The sequence below is a fragment of the Shewanella sp. 1180_01 genome (genome assembly GCF_052850535.1).
Map to the genome: position 1 here is coordinate 18,447 of NZ_VXCT01000016.1, position 16,702 is coordinate 35,148.

General features: G+C 46.4%; 14 protein-coding genes and 2 tRNA genes. 1 reads left to right on the forward strand and 15 read right to left on the reverse strand.

Translation table 11 applies throughout. The features are described from left to right. Positions 1-7: 7 nt before the first annotated feature. The 11 genes from infB to rlmE form a co-directional block, all read right to left on the reverse strand. On the reverse strand, positions 8-2,668 hold the full coding sequence (gene infB, locus FW758_RS10760; RefSeq protein ID WP_446445374.1) for a translation initiation factor IF-2: 2,661 nt from the start codon (positions 2,666-2,668) through the stop codon (positions 8-10). A 25-nt stretch (positions 2,669-2,693) separates the two neighbouring features. Continuing rightward, positions 2,694-4,193, reverse strand: coding sequence for a transcription termination factor NusA (gene nusA, locus FW758_RS10765; RefSeq protein WP_006082717.1), 1,500 nt, complete (start codon positions 4,191-4,193; stop codon positions 2,694-2,696). Positions 4,194-4,222: 29 nt separating this feature from the next. Further along, the gene (rimP, locus tag FW758_RS10770) at positions 4,223-4,678 is read right to left on the reverse strand and encodes a ribosome maturation factor RimP (RefSeq protein WP_006082718.1); all 456 of its coding nucleotides are present in this window, start codon (positions 4,676-4,678) and stop codon (positions 4,223-4,225) included. A 173-nt stretch (positions 4,679-4,851) separates the two neighbouring features. Continuing rightward, positions 4,852-4,928 (reverse strand) — tRNA-Met (locus FW758_RS10775). Between the two features lie 82 nt (positions 4,929-5,010). Then, positions 5,011-5,097, reverse strand: a tRNA-Leu gene (locus tag FW758_RS10780). An 11-nt stretch (positions 5,098-5,108) separates the two neighbouring features. Further along, the gene (secG, locus tag FW758_RS10785; RefSeq protein WP_006082719.1) at positions 5,109-5,444 is read right to left on the reverse strand and encodes a preprotein translocase subunit SecG; all 336 of its coding nucleotides are present in this window, start codon (positions 5,442-5,444) and stop codon (positions 5,109-5,111) included. Position 5,445: 1 nt separating this feature from the next. Then, on the reverse strand, positions 5,446-6,228 hold the full coding sequence (tpiA, locus tag FW758_RS10790; protein ID WP_006082720.1) for a triose-phosphate isomerase: 783 nt from the start codon (positions 6,226-6,228) through the stop codon (positions 5,446-5,448). 194 nt (positions 6,229-6,422) lie between these two features. After that, a complete protein-coding gene (gene glmM, locus FW758_RS10795; RefSeq protein ID WP_037392637.1) occupies positions 6,423-7,760 on the reverse strand; it encodes a phosphoglucosamine mutase in 1,338 nt (445 codons plus the stop codon). 80 nt (positions 7,761-7,840) lie between these two features. Further along, a complete protein-coding gene (folP, locus tag FW758_RS10800; RefSeq protein ID WP_446445375.1) occupies positions 7,841-8,674 on the reverse strand; it encodes a dihydropteroate synthase in 834 nt (277 codons plus the stop codon). 210 nt (positions 8,675-8,884) lie between these two features. Next, complete coding sequence (gene ftsH / locus FW758_RS10805) at positions 8,885-10,858, reverse strand: ATP-dependent zinc metalloprotease FtsH (protein ID WP_446445376.1); 1,974 nt, start codon at positions 10,856-10,858, stop codon at positions 8,885-8,887. A gap of 29 nt (positions 10,859-10,887) precedes the next feature. Continuing rightward, positions 10,888-11,517, reverse strand: a complete 630-nt coding sequence (gene rlmE, locus FW758_RS10810; protein WP_006082724.1) for a 23S rRNA (uridine(2552)-2'-O)-methyltransferase RlmE — start codon at positions 11,515-11,517, stop codon at positions 10,888-10,890. Positions 11,518-11,607: 90 nt separating this feature from the next. Between rlmE and yhbY the strand changes: the two genes are divergently transcribed. After that, positions 11,608-11,907, forward strand: coding sequence for a ribosome assembly RNA-binding protein YhbY (yhbY, locus tag FW758_RS10815; RefSeq protein ID WP_006082725.1), 300 nt, complete (start codon positions 11,608-11,610; stop codon positions 11,905-11,907). Between the two features lie 83 nt (positions 11,908-11,990). Here the strand turns inward: yhbY and secF are convergent, their stop codons facing one another. The 4 genes from secF to greA all read right to left on the reverse strand — a co-directional run bounded on the left by secF (position 11,991) and on the right by greA (position 16,469). Further along, positions 11,991-12,893, reverse strand: a complete 903-nt coding sequence (secF, locus tag FW758_RS10820; RefSeq protein ID WP_446445377.1) for a protein translocase subunit SecF — start codon at positions 12,891-12,893, stop codon at positions 11,991-11,993. Positions 12,894-12,895: 2 nt separating this feature from the next. Beyond that, positions 12,896-14,710, reverse strand: coding sequence for a protein translocase subunit SecD (secD, locus tag FW758_RS10825; RefSeq protein ID WP_446445378.1), 1,815 nt, complete (start codon positions 14,708-14,710; stop codon positions 12,896-12,898). A 227-nt stretch (positions 14,711-14,937) separates the two neighbouring features. After that, on the reverse strand, positions 14,938-15,576 hold the full coding sequence (locus FW758_RS10830) for a hypothetical protein (RefSeq protein WP_446445399.1): 639 nt from the start codon (positions 15,574-15,576) through the stop codon (positions 14,938-14,940). Between the two features lie 416 nt (positions 15,577-15,992). Next, positions 15,993-16,469, reverse strand: coding sequence for a transcription elongation factor GreA (gene greA / locus FW758_RS10835; RefSeq protein WP_028761461.1), 477 nt, complete (start codon positions 16,467-16,469; stop codon positions 15,993-15,995). Between the last annotated feature and the right edge of the window lie 233 nt (positions 16,470-16,702).

The following is a 16,702-nucleotide window of genomic DNA, read 5'->3' on the forward strand; positions in this document are numbered from 1 at the left end:
ATTATCGTTACAGAGTACGAGCAATCTCGACGGTTTCGAATACTTCGATTTGGTCGCCTACGCGAACATCGTTGTAGTTCTTAACGCCAATACCACATTCCATACCATTGCGAACTTCAGCAACGTCGTCTTTAAAGCGACGTAGCGATTCAAGTTCACCTTCGTAGATAACAACGTTATCACGTAGTACGCGAATTGGTGCGCTACGCTTGATGGTACCTTCGGTAACCATACAGCCAGCAATTGCACCCAGCTTAGGTGATTTGAACACATCACGCACTTCAGCTAGACCAATAATTTGTTGTTTGAATTCAGGAGACAGCATACCTGTCATCGCTGCACGAACTTCATCAATCAAATTATAGATAACGCTGTAGTAACGTAAATCAACACTTTCGCTGTCGATTGTCTTACGCGCTTGTGCATCGGCACGCACGTTAAAGCCAACCAGGATAGCGTTAGACGCTGCCGCTAAGGTTGCATCCGTTTCAGTAAGAGCACCCACACCGCGAGCGATGATGTTCACTTTCACTTCGTCGGTAGACAGACCTGTTAACGAGTCAGTAATCGCTTCGAGTGAACCTTGTACGTCTGCTTTAAGAACGATGTTCAGTTCTTTCACTTCGCCTTCAGTCATGTTCGCGAACATGTTTTCTAGCTTAGATTTTTGCTGGCGTGCCAGTTTCACATCACGGAACTTGCCTTGACGATACAGGGCAACTTCACGCGCTTTACGCTCATCACGTACTACTGTTGCTTCATCACCTGCAGACGGAACGCCTGACAGACCCAGAATTTCAACAGGAATAGATGGACCCGCTTCAGTGATTGAACGACCGTTCTCGTCTTTCATTGCACGGATTTTACCGTACTCAAGACCACACAGAACGATATCACCTTGGCGTAGCGTACCTTCTTGAACCAGAATCGTAGCAACTGGGCCGCGACCTTTGTCCAATTGTGATTCAATGACCACACCGGCAGCCATACCATCACGTACCGCTTTCAGTTCGAGAACTTCAGCCTGCAGTAAGATACCTTCTAACAGTTCGTCAACGCCTTCACCTGTCTTAGCTGAAACGAAGGCAAACATGTTGTCTCCACCCCAATCTTCAGACATAACACCGTGTTGTGACAATTCGCTCTTAACGCGATCGATATCCGCTTCTAGCTTATCCATCTTGTTCACAGCCACGATTAATGGCACGTTACCAGCTTTAGCATGTTGAATTGCTTCGATAGTTTGCGGCATTACACCGTCATCGGCAGCAACAACTAACACAACGATATCCGTTGCCTTGGCACCACGGGCACGCATTGCGGTAAACGCGGCGTGACCAGGAGTATCAAGGAAAGTGATCATGCCGTTTTCAGTTTCAACATGGTATGCACCGATATGCTGAGTAATACCACCGGCTTCGCCAGCAGCCACTTTAGCGCGGCGAATATAGTCGAGTAATGACGTTTTACCGTGGTCAACGTGACCCATGATAGTCACAACAGGAGCACGAGACTCTTGCTTGATGCCATCTTCATCGTCACGATCTTTAAGCACTTGGTGCTCGAGTTCGTTTTCACGGATAAGTACAACTTTGTGGCCCATTTCTTCGGCAACCATTTGGGCAGTCTCTTGATCCAACACTTGGTTGATCGTGACCATAGAACCCATTTTCATCATCTGTTTGATGATTTCAGTCGCTTTAACTGCCATTAAATGCGCAAGTTCAGAAACAGTGACAGTTTCACCGATACGCACATCACGGCTTACTGCTGCAACTGGCTTGTTGAAGCCGTGCGCCATAGACTCAGGTGCTGTACTGCGGTTACGCATGTGTTTTTCACGGCCGTCACGGGCATCTTTACCGCCACGTTTTTTGGCGTTGCTCTTGTTACGAGCACGACGTCCGCGTTTTTCTTCATCCAGATCAGAAGTATCTTCAGCAGCACGAGCCACTTTAGAAGTTGTGATGTGGTGATCACCGTTTTTCTCGGCTTCTAGACGTTGGCGCTCTTCTTCGGCCCAACGCTTAGAATGTTCTTCAGCCAATAGGCGAGCAGTTTCTGCCGCTTTAGCCGCTTCTTCGTCTTGCTTACGTTTTGTCGCCGCTTCTTGTGCTGCTTTTAAACGTTCAGCTTCTAGACGAGCCGCTTCTGCTTCAGGTGACATATCTTTAACCACTTTAACTTCGGCTGCTGCTTTGGCTTTCGCCTTGGCTTCTGCATCCGCTTTTGCTTTCGCATCCGCTTTTGCTTTCGCATCTGCTTCAGCTTTCGCTTTTACTGCCGCAGCAGCTTCTGCTTCGGCCTTTGCTTTTGCCAAAGCTTCTGCTTCGACTTTCGCTTCTTCTTCAGCCTTCAGAGTAGCCTCATTAGCATCACGCTTGACGAAAGTTCGTGTTTTACGAACTTCAACTTTAACATCTTTAGATTGACCACCATTACCGGCCACACTCAGGGTCGATACGGTTTTACGCTGCAGCGTCATTTTCGTTGGCGCATTTTCGCCACCGTGCTGCTTTTTCAGATAATCCAGTAACTGCTGCTTTTCAGCTTCAGTCACATTATCAGCTTGGCCTTTCTTAATTCCAGCCTGAGAGAATTGCTCAATCAGACGTTCAACACTTTTACCCACTTCCGTGGCCAATTTCTCTACGGTAGTATCTGCCATCAGTTAAATCCCCCTGTTGATCGACTTATGCTTCTTCGCCAAACCAACAGATATTGCGGGCTGCCATGATGAGCTCACCTGCTTTTTCTTCTGTCAATTCTTCAATTTCGATCAAATCATCAATGCCTTGTTCAGCCAAGTCTTCTAGAGTCACAATACCTTTGCTAGCGAAAACATAGGCTAAGTGTCTATCAACACCTTCAAGTGCTAGTAACTCTTCACTTGGCTCCACACCATCCAGTGCTTCTTCAGTAGCGAGAGCTCGAGTTGAGATCGCTGCTTTTGCACGTTCACGTAAGGCTTCAACGAGATCTTCGTCAAAACCGTCAATCGCCAATAGTTCAGACACAGGTACATAGGCAACTTCTTCGAGCGACGTAAAGCCCTCGTCCGCCAGTACTTGTGCAAAATCTTCATCGACATCCAGTGAGTTAACGAATAATTCAACCACCTTGGCACTTTCTGCCTGGTGTTTCTTATTCATATCTTCCACTGTCATAACGTTCAGAACCCAACCTGTCAGTTGTGTCGCTAAACGTACGTTCTGGCCATTACGTCCAATGGCTTGTGCCAAACTATCGGCTTCAACGGCGATATCCATAGAATGGTTATCTTCGTCAACTATGATAGAGGCAACATCGGCTGGCGCCATGGCATTGATCACGTATTGCGCTGGATTATCATCCCACAACACGATATCAACACGTTCGCCACCCAGTTCATTCGACACGGCTTGTACACGTGCACCACGCATACCCACACACGCACCGATTGGATCGATACGACGGTCATTCGACTTAACGGCGATTTTAGCGCGCGCGCCTGGATCACGAGCTGCGCCCATGATTTCAATCAGTTCGTCAGCAATTTCAGGTACTTCAACACGGAAAAGCTCGATCAGCATTTCAGGTTTAGTACGGCTTAAGAATAACTGCGCGCCGCGAGCTTCTGGGCGTACTGAGTACAATAATGCACGTACGCGGTCGCCTGGACGGAAAGATTCACGTGAAATTAAATCTTCACGGAACAACACGCCGTCAGCGTTATTACCTAAGTCAACCACTACGCTTTCGCGAGTTGCTTTTTTGACTATACCAGTGATTAACTCACCTTCTTGATCTTGGAACTGTTCAACCACTTGAGCACGTTCAGCTTCACGTACTTTCTGTACGATCACTTGCTTAGCGGTTTGAGTGGTAATACGGTCAAACACCACTGACTCGATATCGTCTTCGATAAACTCGCCAGGTTGGATGTCTGGATTTTCGTATCGTGCCGCTTCTAACGTGATTTCGCGGTAAGGATTTTCTAACGCTTCACCGTGATCATCAACCACCATCCAACGACGGAAAGTATCATAACCACCGGTTTTACGGTCGATAGCAACACGAACGTCAATATCACCTTCGTATTTTTTCTTGGTTGCTGTGGCCAGAGCAATCTCTAGCGCTTCAAAAATTTTCTCGCGTGGAACGGCCTTTTCATTTGAAACCGCCTCAGCGACTAGCAGAATCTCTTTATTCATCTCGTCTTGCCTCGTTCACCTTGAAACCATCAAAACTTAGCGATTAAGTTGCCTTTGCGGATATTATCCAATGCGACAACTAACTCTTTACCATTCACTTTCAGTGAGAGCATTTGCCCGTCGACCGCAGTGATGGCGCCTTTTAAATTACGACTGCCGTCAACCGGCATAGTCAATTGAAGCTTTACATCCTCGCCCACATAGCCCGCATACTGCTCAGCAGTAAATAAGGGTCTATCAACGCCTGGCGAAGAAACCTCTAGGGTATATTCTGTAGAAATAGGATCTTCAACATCGAGTACAGCACTGACTTGGCGACTTGCATTGGCACAATCTTCAATATTGATACCATTCTCACCATCAATGAACACTCGCAGTGTGGAATGCTTACCCGCTTGAACATATTCAATGCCCCATAGCTGAAAGCCTAATGCTTCCACAGGTACTTTGAGCATTTCTGCCAGTCTGAATTCTAACGTTGCCAAGATTGACCCCCGAAAAAACAAAAAAGGGCTTAATAGCCCTAGTACAACGCCACATACGAAGCATGCGACAAATTTAAAAGTCCCAGATAACAAAAAACCCCGTAATCACGAGGTCATTAATTTCAAGAACCTGTAAACCATAACGAATTCAAAGACTATTCGTTACTAGGAGCTGGTTGCGGGGGCCGGATTTGAACCGACGACCTTCGGGTTATGAGCCCGACGAGCTACCATGCTGCTCCACCCCGCGTCAACTGTGTGCAAGTATATTGACTATCGTCATTTCTTGCAATAACTAAGAGAGAACTTATCTCGTCTTTCTTAGTTATATTTGGTGCCGAGAGCGGGACTTGAACCCGCACGACCGTTAGGTCACAGCCACCTCAAGGCTGCGCGTCTACCAATTTCGCCACCTCGGCGACACCTTTTACTAGTCAGGAATTTTCGTTTCTGACTTTTGGGTTCCTTGCTCAACAGGTTGTGTGACCTGTTCAGTGTCTGAACCTAAATTTTTCCATGAATCTTCATTTTTTGCGTGGTTTGCACTTAAGTTGCCAATCAGCAGACTTAAAGTAAAAAACGCAATGGCAAGAATCGCAGTAGTGCGTGTCAGGAAGTTACCTGAACCGCTTGAACCAAACAGAGTACCTGATGCACCGGCGCCAAAAGAGGCCCCCATGTCAGCTCCCTTACCTTGCTGAATTAATACTAAGCCGATCAGACCTAATGCAACCAACAAGTAAATAACTACTAGAACTTCATACATTTTATGCGCTCATCGCTATGGTACACAGACTTAAAAACTCGCTAGAGTTTAAGCTAGCACCGCCAATCAGTCCACCATCAACATCAGGTTGGGCAAATAAATCTGCAGCATTACTAGGTGTTACACTACCACCGTAGAGAATCCTGATATTTTCTCCGATAAACGGAGACACTTCAGAGAGGCGTTTGCGAATAAACGCATGAACTTCTTGTGCCTGCTCTGGTGTAGCGCTTTTACCTGTCCCTACAGCCCAAAGTGGCTCGTAGGCGATAATGGCGTTATCAAAAGCCATAGTGCCATTTTTCTGGATCACTATATCCAACTCTTCCGCAATCACCTCAAAGGTGCGTCTTGCTTCACGTGCTGGACCTGACTCACCCACACATAAAATGGGAGTTAAGCCATGCTTTTGTGCAGCGGCGAATTTCTCCGCTACGATATTACTCGTCTCTCCGTACATACGGCGACGTTCTGAATGCCCGATAATCACATATCGACATCCTGAATCTTTGAGCATCTGACCTGAAACTTCTCCGGTATAAGCGCCAAAGTCATGTTGACTCAGGTTTTGTGCGCCCATCCTAACAAGTGAACCGTCTAACGCTTCCTTGTTTGCTTCTAGCAGTTGCCTAACGCTCTCTAGATAGATAGAAGGCGGGCATAAAACCACTTCAGCTGAATCATTTTGGAGCTTAGAGGCAAATTTTTTGAACAACTCTTGGGCTAATGCCGCACTGCCGTTCATCTTCCAATTGCCAGCTACCATAGGACGTCTGAGTGCCATCACTGTCTCCTCTGAAAGCGGCGTGAATAATAGCGAACCACTTATTAAGTTACAATAGCTAAATTCGAATTTTTTCAGATATCAGGTTGGAATGCTTATTTTTTACACGCCAAAGCTGATTTCTGTTCATTTGTGCAGCTAACACCTTAATTTTAAATTGGTATCAGCCGCACTCATTACAAAATAAGCAAATATTAGCTTGCCGATTTTACCGCATCCGCAATCAAATTTGCGTGCGCCAATACTGCACTATGATCGTCACCTTCTACCATGACGCGGATCAAAGGTTCAGTACCTGACTTACGTAATAGTACTCGACCACGTACGCCAAGCTCAGATTCAACCTGTGCCTGCGCCGCTTTTACTTTATCTGACTTAAGTGGGTCATGCTCGCCCTCAAAGCGCACATTGACTAACACCTGTGGCAACATTTCCATCGCCGAAGTCAGTTCTTCTAGCGTGGCATTTTGGCGACGCATGGCCGCTAACACTAAAATCCCCGCGACAATACCATCACCGGTTGTGCCGTGGTCAAGATTAAGGATATGCCCTGAATTTTCACCGCCGATGCGCCAGTCGAGTTCTTTAAGTAGTTCCATCACATAACGGTCGCCCACTTTCGAACGCGCAAAGGGGATGTCTAATGCTTGCAAGGCGAGATCAAGCCCAAGGTTTGACATTAACGTACCAACTACACCACCGCGTAATACGCCACGGGATTTCGCATCACAGGCCAGAATATATAAAATTTGATCGCCGTCGATCACTTCGCCTTTGCTGTTGACCATCATAATACGGTCACCGTCACCGTCGAGAGCAATACCTAAATCGGCACTTTCGGCTAGAACGGTTTCACAAATTTTGCCCATGGACGTCGCGCCCACTTTATCATTGATGTTCATCCCGTTGGGTTTATCACCAATGGCAATCACCTCAGCGCCTAACTCACGGAACACGGCAGGCGCTATATGATAAGTTGCGCCATGGGCACAATCGACCACAATTTTTAACCCAGTTAACGTGTGTTCTGCAGGGAAGTTACCTTTGCAATACTCGATATAACGGCCACGGGCATCTTCAATACGCGACACTTTGCCAAGCAGATGTGATTCAACACAAACGAGGGGCTTTTCAAGCTCAGCTTCGATTTCTAGCTCTAAGTTATCGTCTAACTTACTGCCGTCGGTCGAGAAAAATTTAATGCCGTTATCGTAATAAGGATTGTGTGATGCGCTGATCACCACCCCTGCTTCGGCGCGAAACGTACGCGTCAAATAGGCGACAGCAGGCGTGGGCATAGGCCCCATTAACATCACATTAAGACCTGCGGCAGAAAGACCCGCTTCTAATGCCGACTCAAACATATAACCCGAAATACGGGTATCTTTACCTATGATCACCTTTTTGGTACCACTGCGGGATAATACGCGACCCGCTGCCCAACCTAATTTCAGTGCAAGCTCAGGCGTCATTTGACCTGAACCGACCTTTCCCCGAATACCGTCAGTTCCAAAAAATTTACGTTCTTTCATATCGCCCCACAAACTCAAATGTGTCCCAATGATTTGGGATCATAATATTAATTAAATGCTTAACGAGAGCATAACGATGCTTAAAAATACGCTTGTGTCGCTTGTAACACTTTGAGCATATCCACAGTTGCAGCAACGTCATGTACGCGAATGATATGAGCTCCCTTTTGGGCGGCTATCATAGCGCCAGCAAGGCTCCCAGCAAGACGCTCTGAGGTCGGTTTTGCTAAGAGGTTCCCTATCATGCTCTTACGAGACAATCCTATCAATACGGGTAAATCAAACTTGGTAAAAGAGTCTAGTTTTTCCAGTAATTCATAGTTATGCTCTAAGCTTTTACCAAAGCCAAATCCCGGATCAAGTATGAGTAATTCACGGGGGATCCCAGCTTGTATACAAGCGTCAATCCGCTCGATTAAAAAGCTAGAAACTTCTTCAATAACATCATAATACGTCGGCGAAGACTGCATGCTCTTCGGCTCGCCCTGCATATGCATTAGACATATCGGGACGTGCAACTCTGCGGCAGCTTCGAGCGCACCAGGTTCCATCAAGGCACGCACATCATTAATCAGGTGTGCACCCGCAGCGACAGCTTGGCGCATCACTTCAGCTTTACTGGTATCGACAGAAATCCACACATCATGGTGCGCCGCCACATATTTTACTAACGGGATCACCCGCGCAAGTTCATCGGCTAGGCTCACCTCGGCGGCGCCGGGCCTTGTCGACTCCCCACCAATGTCTATCATCCCTGCGCCTTGAGCCACCATGTCATCGGCATGCTGACAGGCAAGTTCATAGGAAGAATATTGACCACCGTCGGAAAAGGAATCGGGAGTGACATTCAAAATGCCCATCACAATGGGCGAAGATAACGCGAGGCGTTTAGTGCCAGCAATCAGTTCAAACACGCATTTACTCCAGTAATACGAACACTTACGATTTTACCTATAGGCATAACTTGCGTCATTAGTTTTAGCCTTCACTTTCTATCTGAGGCGACTGATGTCAGAGGCGAAATATCAGTAATGGCAAAGTGGATAAATGGCAGCACAGTCAAATTGCTAACAAGGTAAAACAAGAAAACCCCTTTACGGGGTTTTCTTTTATCTCACAACAAATTACTTAACAGGTGATTCATCAGGCTCTTTCAAGTCTGGTTCAACAGACATTGTAGTCACAGTATCTTCAGCTTTTTCAGCTGGCTCACCATGACCGCTGCCTTTGTCGTTAGAACCATGGTCATCCACTTGCCAATCGGCAGGTTGACGCACTTCACGACGCTTCATTAAATCGTCAATTTGAAGTGAATCAATGGTTTCATACTTCATTAAGGCTTCTTTCATCGAGTGCAGAATATCGAGGTTATCCGTCAATATCTGCCTCGCTCTCGCGTAGTTCTTGTCGATAAAGACTTTCACTTCAGCGTCGATGATAGTTGCAGTTTCATCGGACATGGCTTTGGCTTTACCCATACTGCGACCTAAGAACACTTCACCGTCTTCTTCGGCATACAATAATGGACCTAGCTTGTCCGAGAAGCCCCACTGAGTCACCATGTTACGCGCAATAGAGGTCGCGTATTTGATGTCCTGTGATGCACCAGTCGACACTTTTTCGCTACCGTAGATAAGCTCTTCAGCTAAACGACCGCCGTATGCGACTGAAATTTGGCTTTCTAACTTACGACGGCTCTGACTCACGGAGTCAGCTTCGGGTAAGAAGAAAGTGACACCCAGCGCACGGCCGCGAGGAATAATAGTGACCTTATGCACAGGATCGTGCTCTGGTACTAAACAACCCACAATCGCATGGCCCGCTTCGTGGTATGCAGTCATTTCTTTTTCAGCTTCAGACATCACCATAGAACGGCGCTCAGCACCCATCATGATTTTATCTTTTGCACGCTCAAATTCTTCCATGCCCACAACTCGGCGATTTCCACGAGCCGCAAACAGGGCCGCTTCGTTCACTAAGTTAGCTAAGTCAGCACCAGAGAAACCTGGTGTACCACGGGCAATTACACTCGCTTTCACATCTTCAGAAAGCGGCACTTTACGCATGTGCACTTTCAAAATCTGCTCACGACCACGCACGTCTGGTAAGCCAACGACCACTTGACGGTCAAAACGACCTGGACGCAGCAGTGCAGAATCGAGTACGTCTGGACGGTTAGTTGCCGCGATAACGATAACGCCTTCATTACCTTCGAAGCCGTCCATCTCAACCAGCATTTGGTTCAGTGTTTGCTCACGTTCATCATGACCACCACCTAAACCCGCGCCGCGTTGACGACCGACCGCATCGATTTCATCGATAAAGATAATACAAGGTGCAGACTTTTTCGCTTGTTCGAACATGTCACGCACACGGGATGCACCAACACCAACGAACATTTCAACGAAATCAGAACCCGAGATAGTGAAGAAAGGTACTTTAGATTCACCCGCAATGGCTTTCGCCAGCAAGGTTTTACCTGTACCTGGAGGACCCACCATCAGTACGCCCGTTGGAATACGGCCGCCCAATTTTTGGAATTTAGTTGGGTCACGCAGATAATCAACTAACTCTTTGACTTCTTCTTTTGCTTCGTCACAACCAGCAACATCGGCAAACGTCGTTTTAATCTGATCTTCGCTCATCAGCTTGGCTTTGCTCTTACCAAAGGACATAGCGCCTTTGCCACCGCCGCCTTGCATCTGGCGCATGAAGAAAATCCATACCCCGATAAGCAATAACATAGGGAACCAAGAGATGAAGATTTGGGTTAGGAACCCAGATTCTTCGGCTTCTTGGCCCTTCATGGTGATGCCCTTACGATCAAGATCATTAATTAAATCTTGGTCATATAACGGCATGATAGTCGTGAACTTTTCACCCGTTCGCTTAGCACCTTCAATAGTACGTTGGTCGCTTTTAACTTCAACAGTTGCGACCTGCCCATCACGGACATTATCTAAGAAGGTAGAATAATCCATCTTCTGCGATGACGAAGAAGAGGGGGAGTAACCCTGAAACACTGACATCAGCACAACGGCGATGACAACCCAGAGTATTAGATTTTTTGCCATGTCACTCAAATTACTAGACCTCATTAAGTCTTGCGATTATTAACGCTAGGTTACTACAACTTGTACCCAGTCGCCACAAGATAGACTTCACGGGAACGCGCCCGTGAAGAGTCTGGTTTACGTGTTTTAACGACTTTAAACACTGCTTTTACCGCTTTCATGTATTCGTCAAAGCCCTCCCCCTGAAAGACTTTTACCGCAAAACAGCCATTAGGAGCCAATACTTGATGGCACATATCTAACGCCAACTCCACTAAATACATGGCACGGGGTTGATCAACACTATCTGAACCACTCATGTTGGGCGCCATATCAGACAACACAACGTCAACCTTAGCATCACCGACGCGAGTAAGTAATGCTTGAAGGACTTTATCTTCACGAAAATCCCCTTGCAGAAAGTCTACCCCGACGATGGGATCCATAGGCAAAATGTCACAGGCGATGACTTTACCTCTATCTCCCGCTAATTTAACTGCCACTTGAGACCAACCTCCCGGAGCAGCACCGAGATCAACCACAGTCATGCCTGGGCGAATCAGTTGATCCTTTTGCTGGATCTCCTCAAGCTTAAACGCAGCGCGAGATCGCAAGCCCATTTTTTGGGCGAGTTTGACATAGTGATCATCAAAGTGTTCTAGCATCCAGCGATTAGAACTGGCCGTACGTTTTATACCTGACATTTAAAATCCGCAACAATTGAGAGTTACACAAAGGCTATATAAGGGTAGAATAGCCGTTTTTCAACAGTAACTCAGCAAAAGTTGGTAGAAATGAACTTAACAACCAAACAAAAACAGCATTTAAAAGGTCTAGCGCATCCGCTAAAGCCAGTGGTGCTGCTTGGTGCCAATGGATTGACTGAAGGTGTACTCGCTGAAATTGAAAGCGCACTCGCTTATCATGAATTGATTAAAGTGAAAGTAGCCTCTGCCGACAGAGAGCTAAAAAATGCCATCGTTGATGCCATAGTACGTGAAACTCAATCCGCAAAAGTGCAACTTATTGGTCATATTCTGGTGATTTATCGTCAATCACCAGAAATGAAGATTGCTTTGCCAAAGGCAAAGTAATTTTTCTTGATTTTTATTGTGTTAACAAAGAGGCCACTCAATTGAGTGGCCTCTTTGTTTTTACTACAAATTAAAATAAAGCACTAAGGCGTATCAGAAATCACTTGTTCCTTATAATGCTCAGGCGTTAAACCTAATAACTCAGGCAATGAGGTGCCAACAGAAATCGATGAGAATGTCCCAGTTAAAATACCGATAAACATCGCAATCGAGAATCCTTCCAGCGGCCCACCACCCATGATCCACAGCGCACCGACCGTCATTAAGGTTGTCCCTGACGTCACCATAGTACGGGAGAATGTCGCCACAATCGCTTGGTTATTAATTTCTTGAATCGCAAGCTTTGGCTTAGCAATCAATAATTCACGGATACGGTCAGCAATGATAATCGAGTCATTTAACGAATAGCCTAAAATCGCCAGCACAGCCGCCAGTACCGTTAAATTAAACTCCATCTGCGTCAGCGCAAAAAACGCCAGAACGAAGACAACGTCGTGCACTAGCGCAAACAAAGCACCCGATGCGAGTCGCCACTCGAAGCGATAACTTAAATAGCCTAAAATACACAGCATAGCAACTAACAGCGCTAACCCACCCTGCTCCGCCAGTTCTTGACCAATCTGCGGCCCAACAACGCTGCTGTTAAGGACTTGCACTTCAGAGTTAAGTGGCGCTAATGCCTGCTGAATATCGACATTGCTTTGCTCAGTATCAGCACTCTTTATATCACCATAGCGTAATACCCAACGGCCCGGCTCACTGGCCGAGATCACAGAGACTTCCTGCTGATAGGCAGCCTTAAGCAAAGGTTGTAACTCACTGCTGGTGATTTTTCTATCGAGCTGAACTTCAGTCACCACACCACCGGTAAAGTCTAATCCCCAGTTAAAACCCTTTACACCTATGATGGCTAATGACGTTATCATCAATAAAATTGAGATAGCACTGGAGACATAACGCCATTTTGTTAGATTGATATTTTTCATGCTTATACCCTCACATGACGACTAGCATCACGTCCGTAAACTAAGTTAATCAAGGCTCTTGAAGCAAAGATACCGGTAAACATGCTGGTCAACAGACCTAGACCTAAGGTCAAGGCGAAACCTTGAATTGGGCCATTACCGATGGAATACAGCACGACAGCCGTGATCATAGTGGTGAAGTTAGCGTCGAAAATGGTCGAAAACGCACTATCAAACCCCGTATCAATTGCCAGCGCAAAACTGCGTCCTTCTTTTAACTTGTCTTTTATTCGCTCAAAAATCAGCACGTTGGTATCGACAGCCATACCGACTGTTAACACCAAGCCAGCAATACCGGGTAAGGTCAGCACAGCACCAGGAATAAGCGCCAGTAGGCCGAACAAGATCACCATGTTAGAAATCAGCGCAATATTCGCCACCCAACCGAGACGATGATACCAAAGCGCCATAAACAACAAGGTAATGCCCATACCTAGACCAAGCGCTGCAAAACCGTTTTCAATGTTTTCAGCACCTAGCGTTGGGCCAATGGTGCGCTCTTCCACAATCGTTACTGGCGCCGTCATAGAGCCAGCTCGCAGTAACAAGGCTAATTGCTGCGCTTCTTGATAGGTGCCCGCACCTGTGATGCGAAAGCGATCGCCAAGCTGGGATTGAATGGTCGCAACGCTGATAATCTCTTGAGTTTGCTTGGCCTTACCTTGTTCATCACGACTGTACTCGCTGTAAGACGTCGCCATAGGTTTGCCGATATTAGTACGCGAAAACTCAGACATTTTCTGCCCGCCGACACGGTCGAGATTAATGTTCACCTCGGCCATGCCCATCTCCCCTAAACTCGCTCTGGCATCGACAATGTGATCGCCACCCAGCACTGGCGAGCGGCTCACATAAATAGGCTTGCCAGATTTATCCTTCAGCACTTGCGCATTCACAGAACCTGACTCTTTCACCTCAAAAAAAGCCAAACTCGCCGTAGCACCAATGACGTTTTTCGCGGCAGCAGGATCTTGTACGCCAGGTAATTCAATCCGGATTCGATGCTCGCCTTGACGCTGCACTAAAGCTTCAGTGATGCCGAGTTCTTCAATACGACTGCGCATAACTTGCAGGTTTTGCTGCACGGTCAAATTACGCAGCTTTGTTTGTTCCTCTTGGCTCAACTTAATCTGTAAACCCGCGCCATCGGCATTAGATAATTGCCAATTGGGATAAGACTGTTTCATCATCTGACGCACGGCGGCGCGAGCGTCATTATCGGGCAATGTCAGGTTTAACTGGCTAGCTTGGTCTAAATAGACGCTGGCACCACGGATCTTCTGCTCACGGATAAATTGACGTAGCGAATCAACCAGCGCCTCTGCCTGAGTTTGATACACAGGGTCAACATCCACATCGAGTAGAAACTGCACCCCACCACGTAAGTCGAGCCCTAGTTTAATCGGCTGAAAACCTAAGTTTTGCAACCAACTCGGCGCGGCACTGGCAAGGGATAAGGTCAACTCTTTGGGCTCTGTCACCATAGACGAAACCAAGGTTTTGACTAAGGTTTGTTGGTTATCCGCATCGAGGACAATCAGGGTTTCACCATTTTTTTGGTCGATGCGTTTTACCGTCACGCCTTCAGCTTGCAGCTTATCTCTAAGGGTTACGGGCGTCAGTGTTAGCCCCGCCTTAGCGCCCACTTGCACCGCGGCATCCTCACCATAAAATGTTGGCAAGGCACTGAATAACATCACTATGATGGTGACGATAAGGACTATATATTTCCAAGCTGAATAGTGATTTAGCAGCCGTTTATTGGGTTTTCTTTCCATGGGATTAACTCGCTATTTATCACCTAACTTTGAAATCAAAAGCTAAGCGAACATATTGATATCAGTCCGAAACCTATCATTGAGCACCAGCAAATTTAGCCAGTTAGACTCAAGTCATCACAGCGAATATAGCCGCGATAGAGATGATTTCGGTGAGAACAAAAATGCAATGGCATGCAAGTTCTACGGGAGCAGACTCCAGTAGATAGCACACCTAAATAGGTGGGTTAAGCGGCTTGTTGGCTAAATCGATATTGAAGATTTGAGACTTTCCAACCCGAAATTCGGGCGGGGGAAGATACAGCTGAAAGCGTCCAATCTGATGCGATATCTAGATCGGTCGGTTCAACGACATTGGGTGTCGGTTCAGCAGTAAAGTCTAACGCAAGTACATATACCGGCTTCACCTCACGCACATCGTGCTGGGCAAGACTGATAAAGCGCGGCGAATTTATTGGGGCAAAATTTAAGTCGTCCGAATGACTCACGTAATCTGAGCTTGGACAAGGTATTGGCTGGGATGCTGAGTCTGAATTGACGCGATTGGCATCATGAGTATTCAATGAGCAGCAACTTTCAACGATTTGCGCATCAGACTGTATATTAGATTGGGCATTGAGCTGTGCATTGTCTTGGGTGATAGCGTCGGCATCGGGCAAGCTTTGAGGCTCAGCGCTTGGCATTGCATGGTGAGTTGAGCTATCAAGTCCCACAGTATGCATCTGAACCGTTTGTTTCTGAGCCGTTTGCTTCAGAGTTGTGTGTTTCTGAACATAATGACGAGCGGCATCACTGCGTTGTACTGAGGTTTTTGGCGTATAGCTAGCCGAGTGCGCGATCAACATGATCGCCACGCAAACTAACATCAATCCTGTACGCCAATGTTTTACCAAAGCGTGCCCTCTTATAAAACGAAAGATAAACCCAGTCATACTTAGTTTTTGCTACATAACTGTGGGTTTATAAAGCGAAACTCGCGCTAAATCAATTACACAATACTGAGTTAATTCTGATAAAACTTTCTGATGAAGCTCTAGAGTTGCAGCTTAAGTAAAAGTGCACCAAGAGACAAATTAATCTTTATCCATCTTTCGAGTTCAACCCTGAAGCGCCTTCTCCATCCTTGGCTAAACCTTAAATTCGAAAGCAAAACACAAATCCTAAACACGTATACAAACTCAATTAGCAAATAACAAAAACCGCCCTAGGGCGGTTTTAGAACGAGCGAGAATCACACTCTCGGTAGGATTTAGCAGACTCGATAGCTAAATCGATTCGCTGATTATAAATACTGTACTGAGATGATTTCGTAATCAGTCATGCCACCAGGTGTGGTAATCGACACTTCATCACCTTCATTTTTACCCACTAAGCCACGGGCTATCGGTGAGTTCACTGAAATCAGGTTTTCTTTAATATTCGCTTCATCATCGCCGACTATGCGATAAGTCACTTCAACGTCGGTATCGAGATTCAAAATAGTTACAGTGGCGCCAAAAATGATACGACCGTTGTTCACCATCTTAGTGACGTCGATAATTTGCGCGTTAGATAACTTACCCTCAATATCACGGATACGTGCTTCACAAATACCTTGTTCCTCACGAGCCGCATGGTATTCCGCGTTTTCTTTCAGGTCGCCTAACTCTCTCGCTGAAGCAATGGCTTCAGTGATCTTAGGGCGACGGTCAAACTTGAGAATATCTAACTCTTTACGCAGCTGCTCTGCACCGACAACTGTCATAGGAACCTTAGTCATAACTTCTTTCGTCTCCTTTAAAACAAAAGCAACCCGTGCCAACGCTAAGGTCAACACAGTCAAATGAGGGTGGAATTGCGCTATTCTAATCGTTATGCGCCTTTGATGCATCAAGAACAATGCATTGACGCAGCTTACCCAACCTTAAGCAGAGTTACCAGCAATGAAATCTAAATCCGCGAGCCAGATAGAATCATAGTTACGGCATTGATTAATAGCCGTATAGATAAAGG

What these genes read in the sequence shown, in the direction of transcription:
- infB (WP_446445374.1), bottom strand. Translation starts at nt 2,668, where the DNA reads ATGGCAGATACTACCGTAGAGAAATTGGCCACGGAAGTGGGTAAAAGT.
- nusA (WP_006082717.1), bottom strand. Translation starts at nt 4,193, where the DNA reads ATGAATAAAGAGATTCTGCTAGTCGCTGAGGCGGTTTCAAATGAAAAG.
- secG (WP_006082719.1), bottom strand. Translation starts at nt 5,444, where the DNA reads ATGTATGAAGTTCTAGTAGTTATTTACTTGTTGGTTGCATTAGGTCTG.
- tpiA (WP_006082720.1), bottom strand. Translation starts at nt 6,228, where the DNA reads ATGGCACTCAGACGTCCTATGGTAGCTGGCAATTGGAAGATGAACGGC.
- glmM (WP_037392637.1), bottom strand. Translation starts at nt 7,760, where the DNA reads ATGAAAGAACGTAAATTTTTTGGAACTGACGGTATTCGGGGAAAGGTC.
- ftsH (WP_446445376.1), bottom strand. Translation starts at nt 10,858, where the DNA reads ATGAGGTCTAGTAATTTGAGTGACATGGCAAAAAATCTAATACTCTGG.
- rlmE (WP_006082724.1), bottom strand. Translation starts at nt 11,517, where the DNA reads ATGTCAGGTATAAAACGTACGGCCAGTTCTAATCGCTGGATGCTAGAA.
- yhbY (WP_006082725.1), top strand. Translation starts at nt 11,608, where the DNA reads ATGAACTTAACAACCAAACAAAAACAGCATTTAAAAGGTCTAGCGCAT.
- secF (WP_446445377.1), bottom strand. Translation starts at nt 12,893, where the DNA reads ATGAAAAATATCAATCTAACAAAATGGCGTTATGTCTCCAGTGCTATC.
- secD (WP_446445378.1), bottom strand. Translation starts at nt 14,710, where the DNA reads ATGGAAAGAAAACCCAATAAACGGCTGCTAAATCACTATTCAGCTTGG.
- FW758_RS10830 (WP_446445399.1), bottom strand. Translation starts at nt 15,576, where the DNA reads ATGTTAGTTTGCGTGGCGATCATGTTGATCGCGCACTCGGCTAGCTAT.
- greA (WP_028761461.1), bottom strand. Translation starts at nt 16,469, where the DNA reads ATGACTAAGGTTCCTATGACAGTTGTCGGTGCAGAGCAGCTGCGTAAA.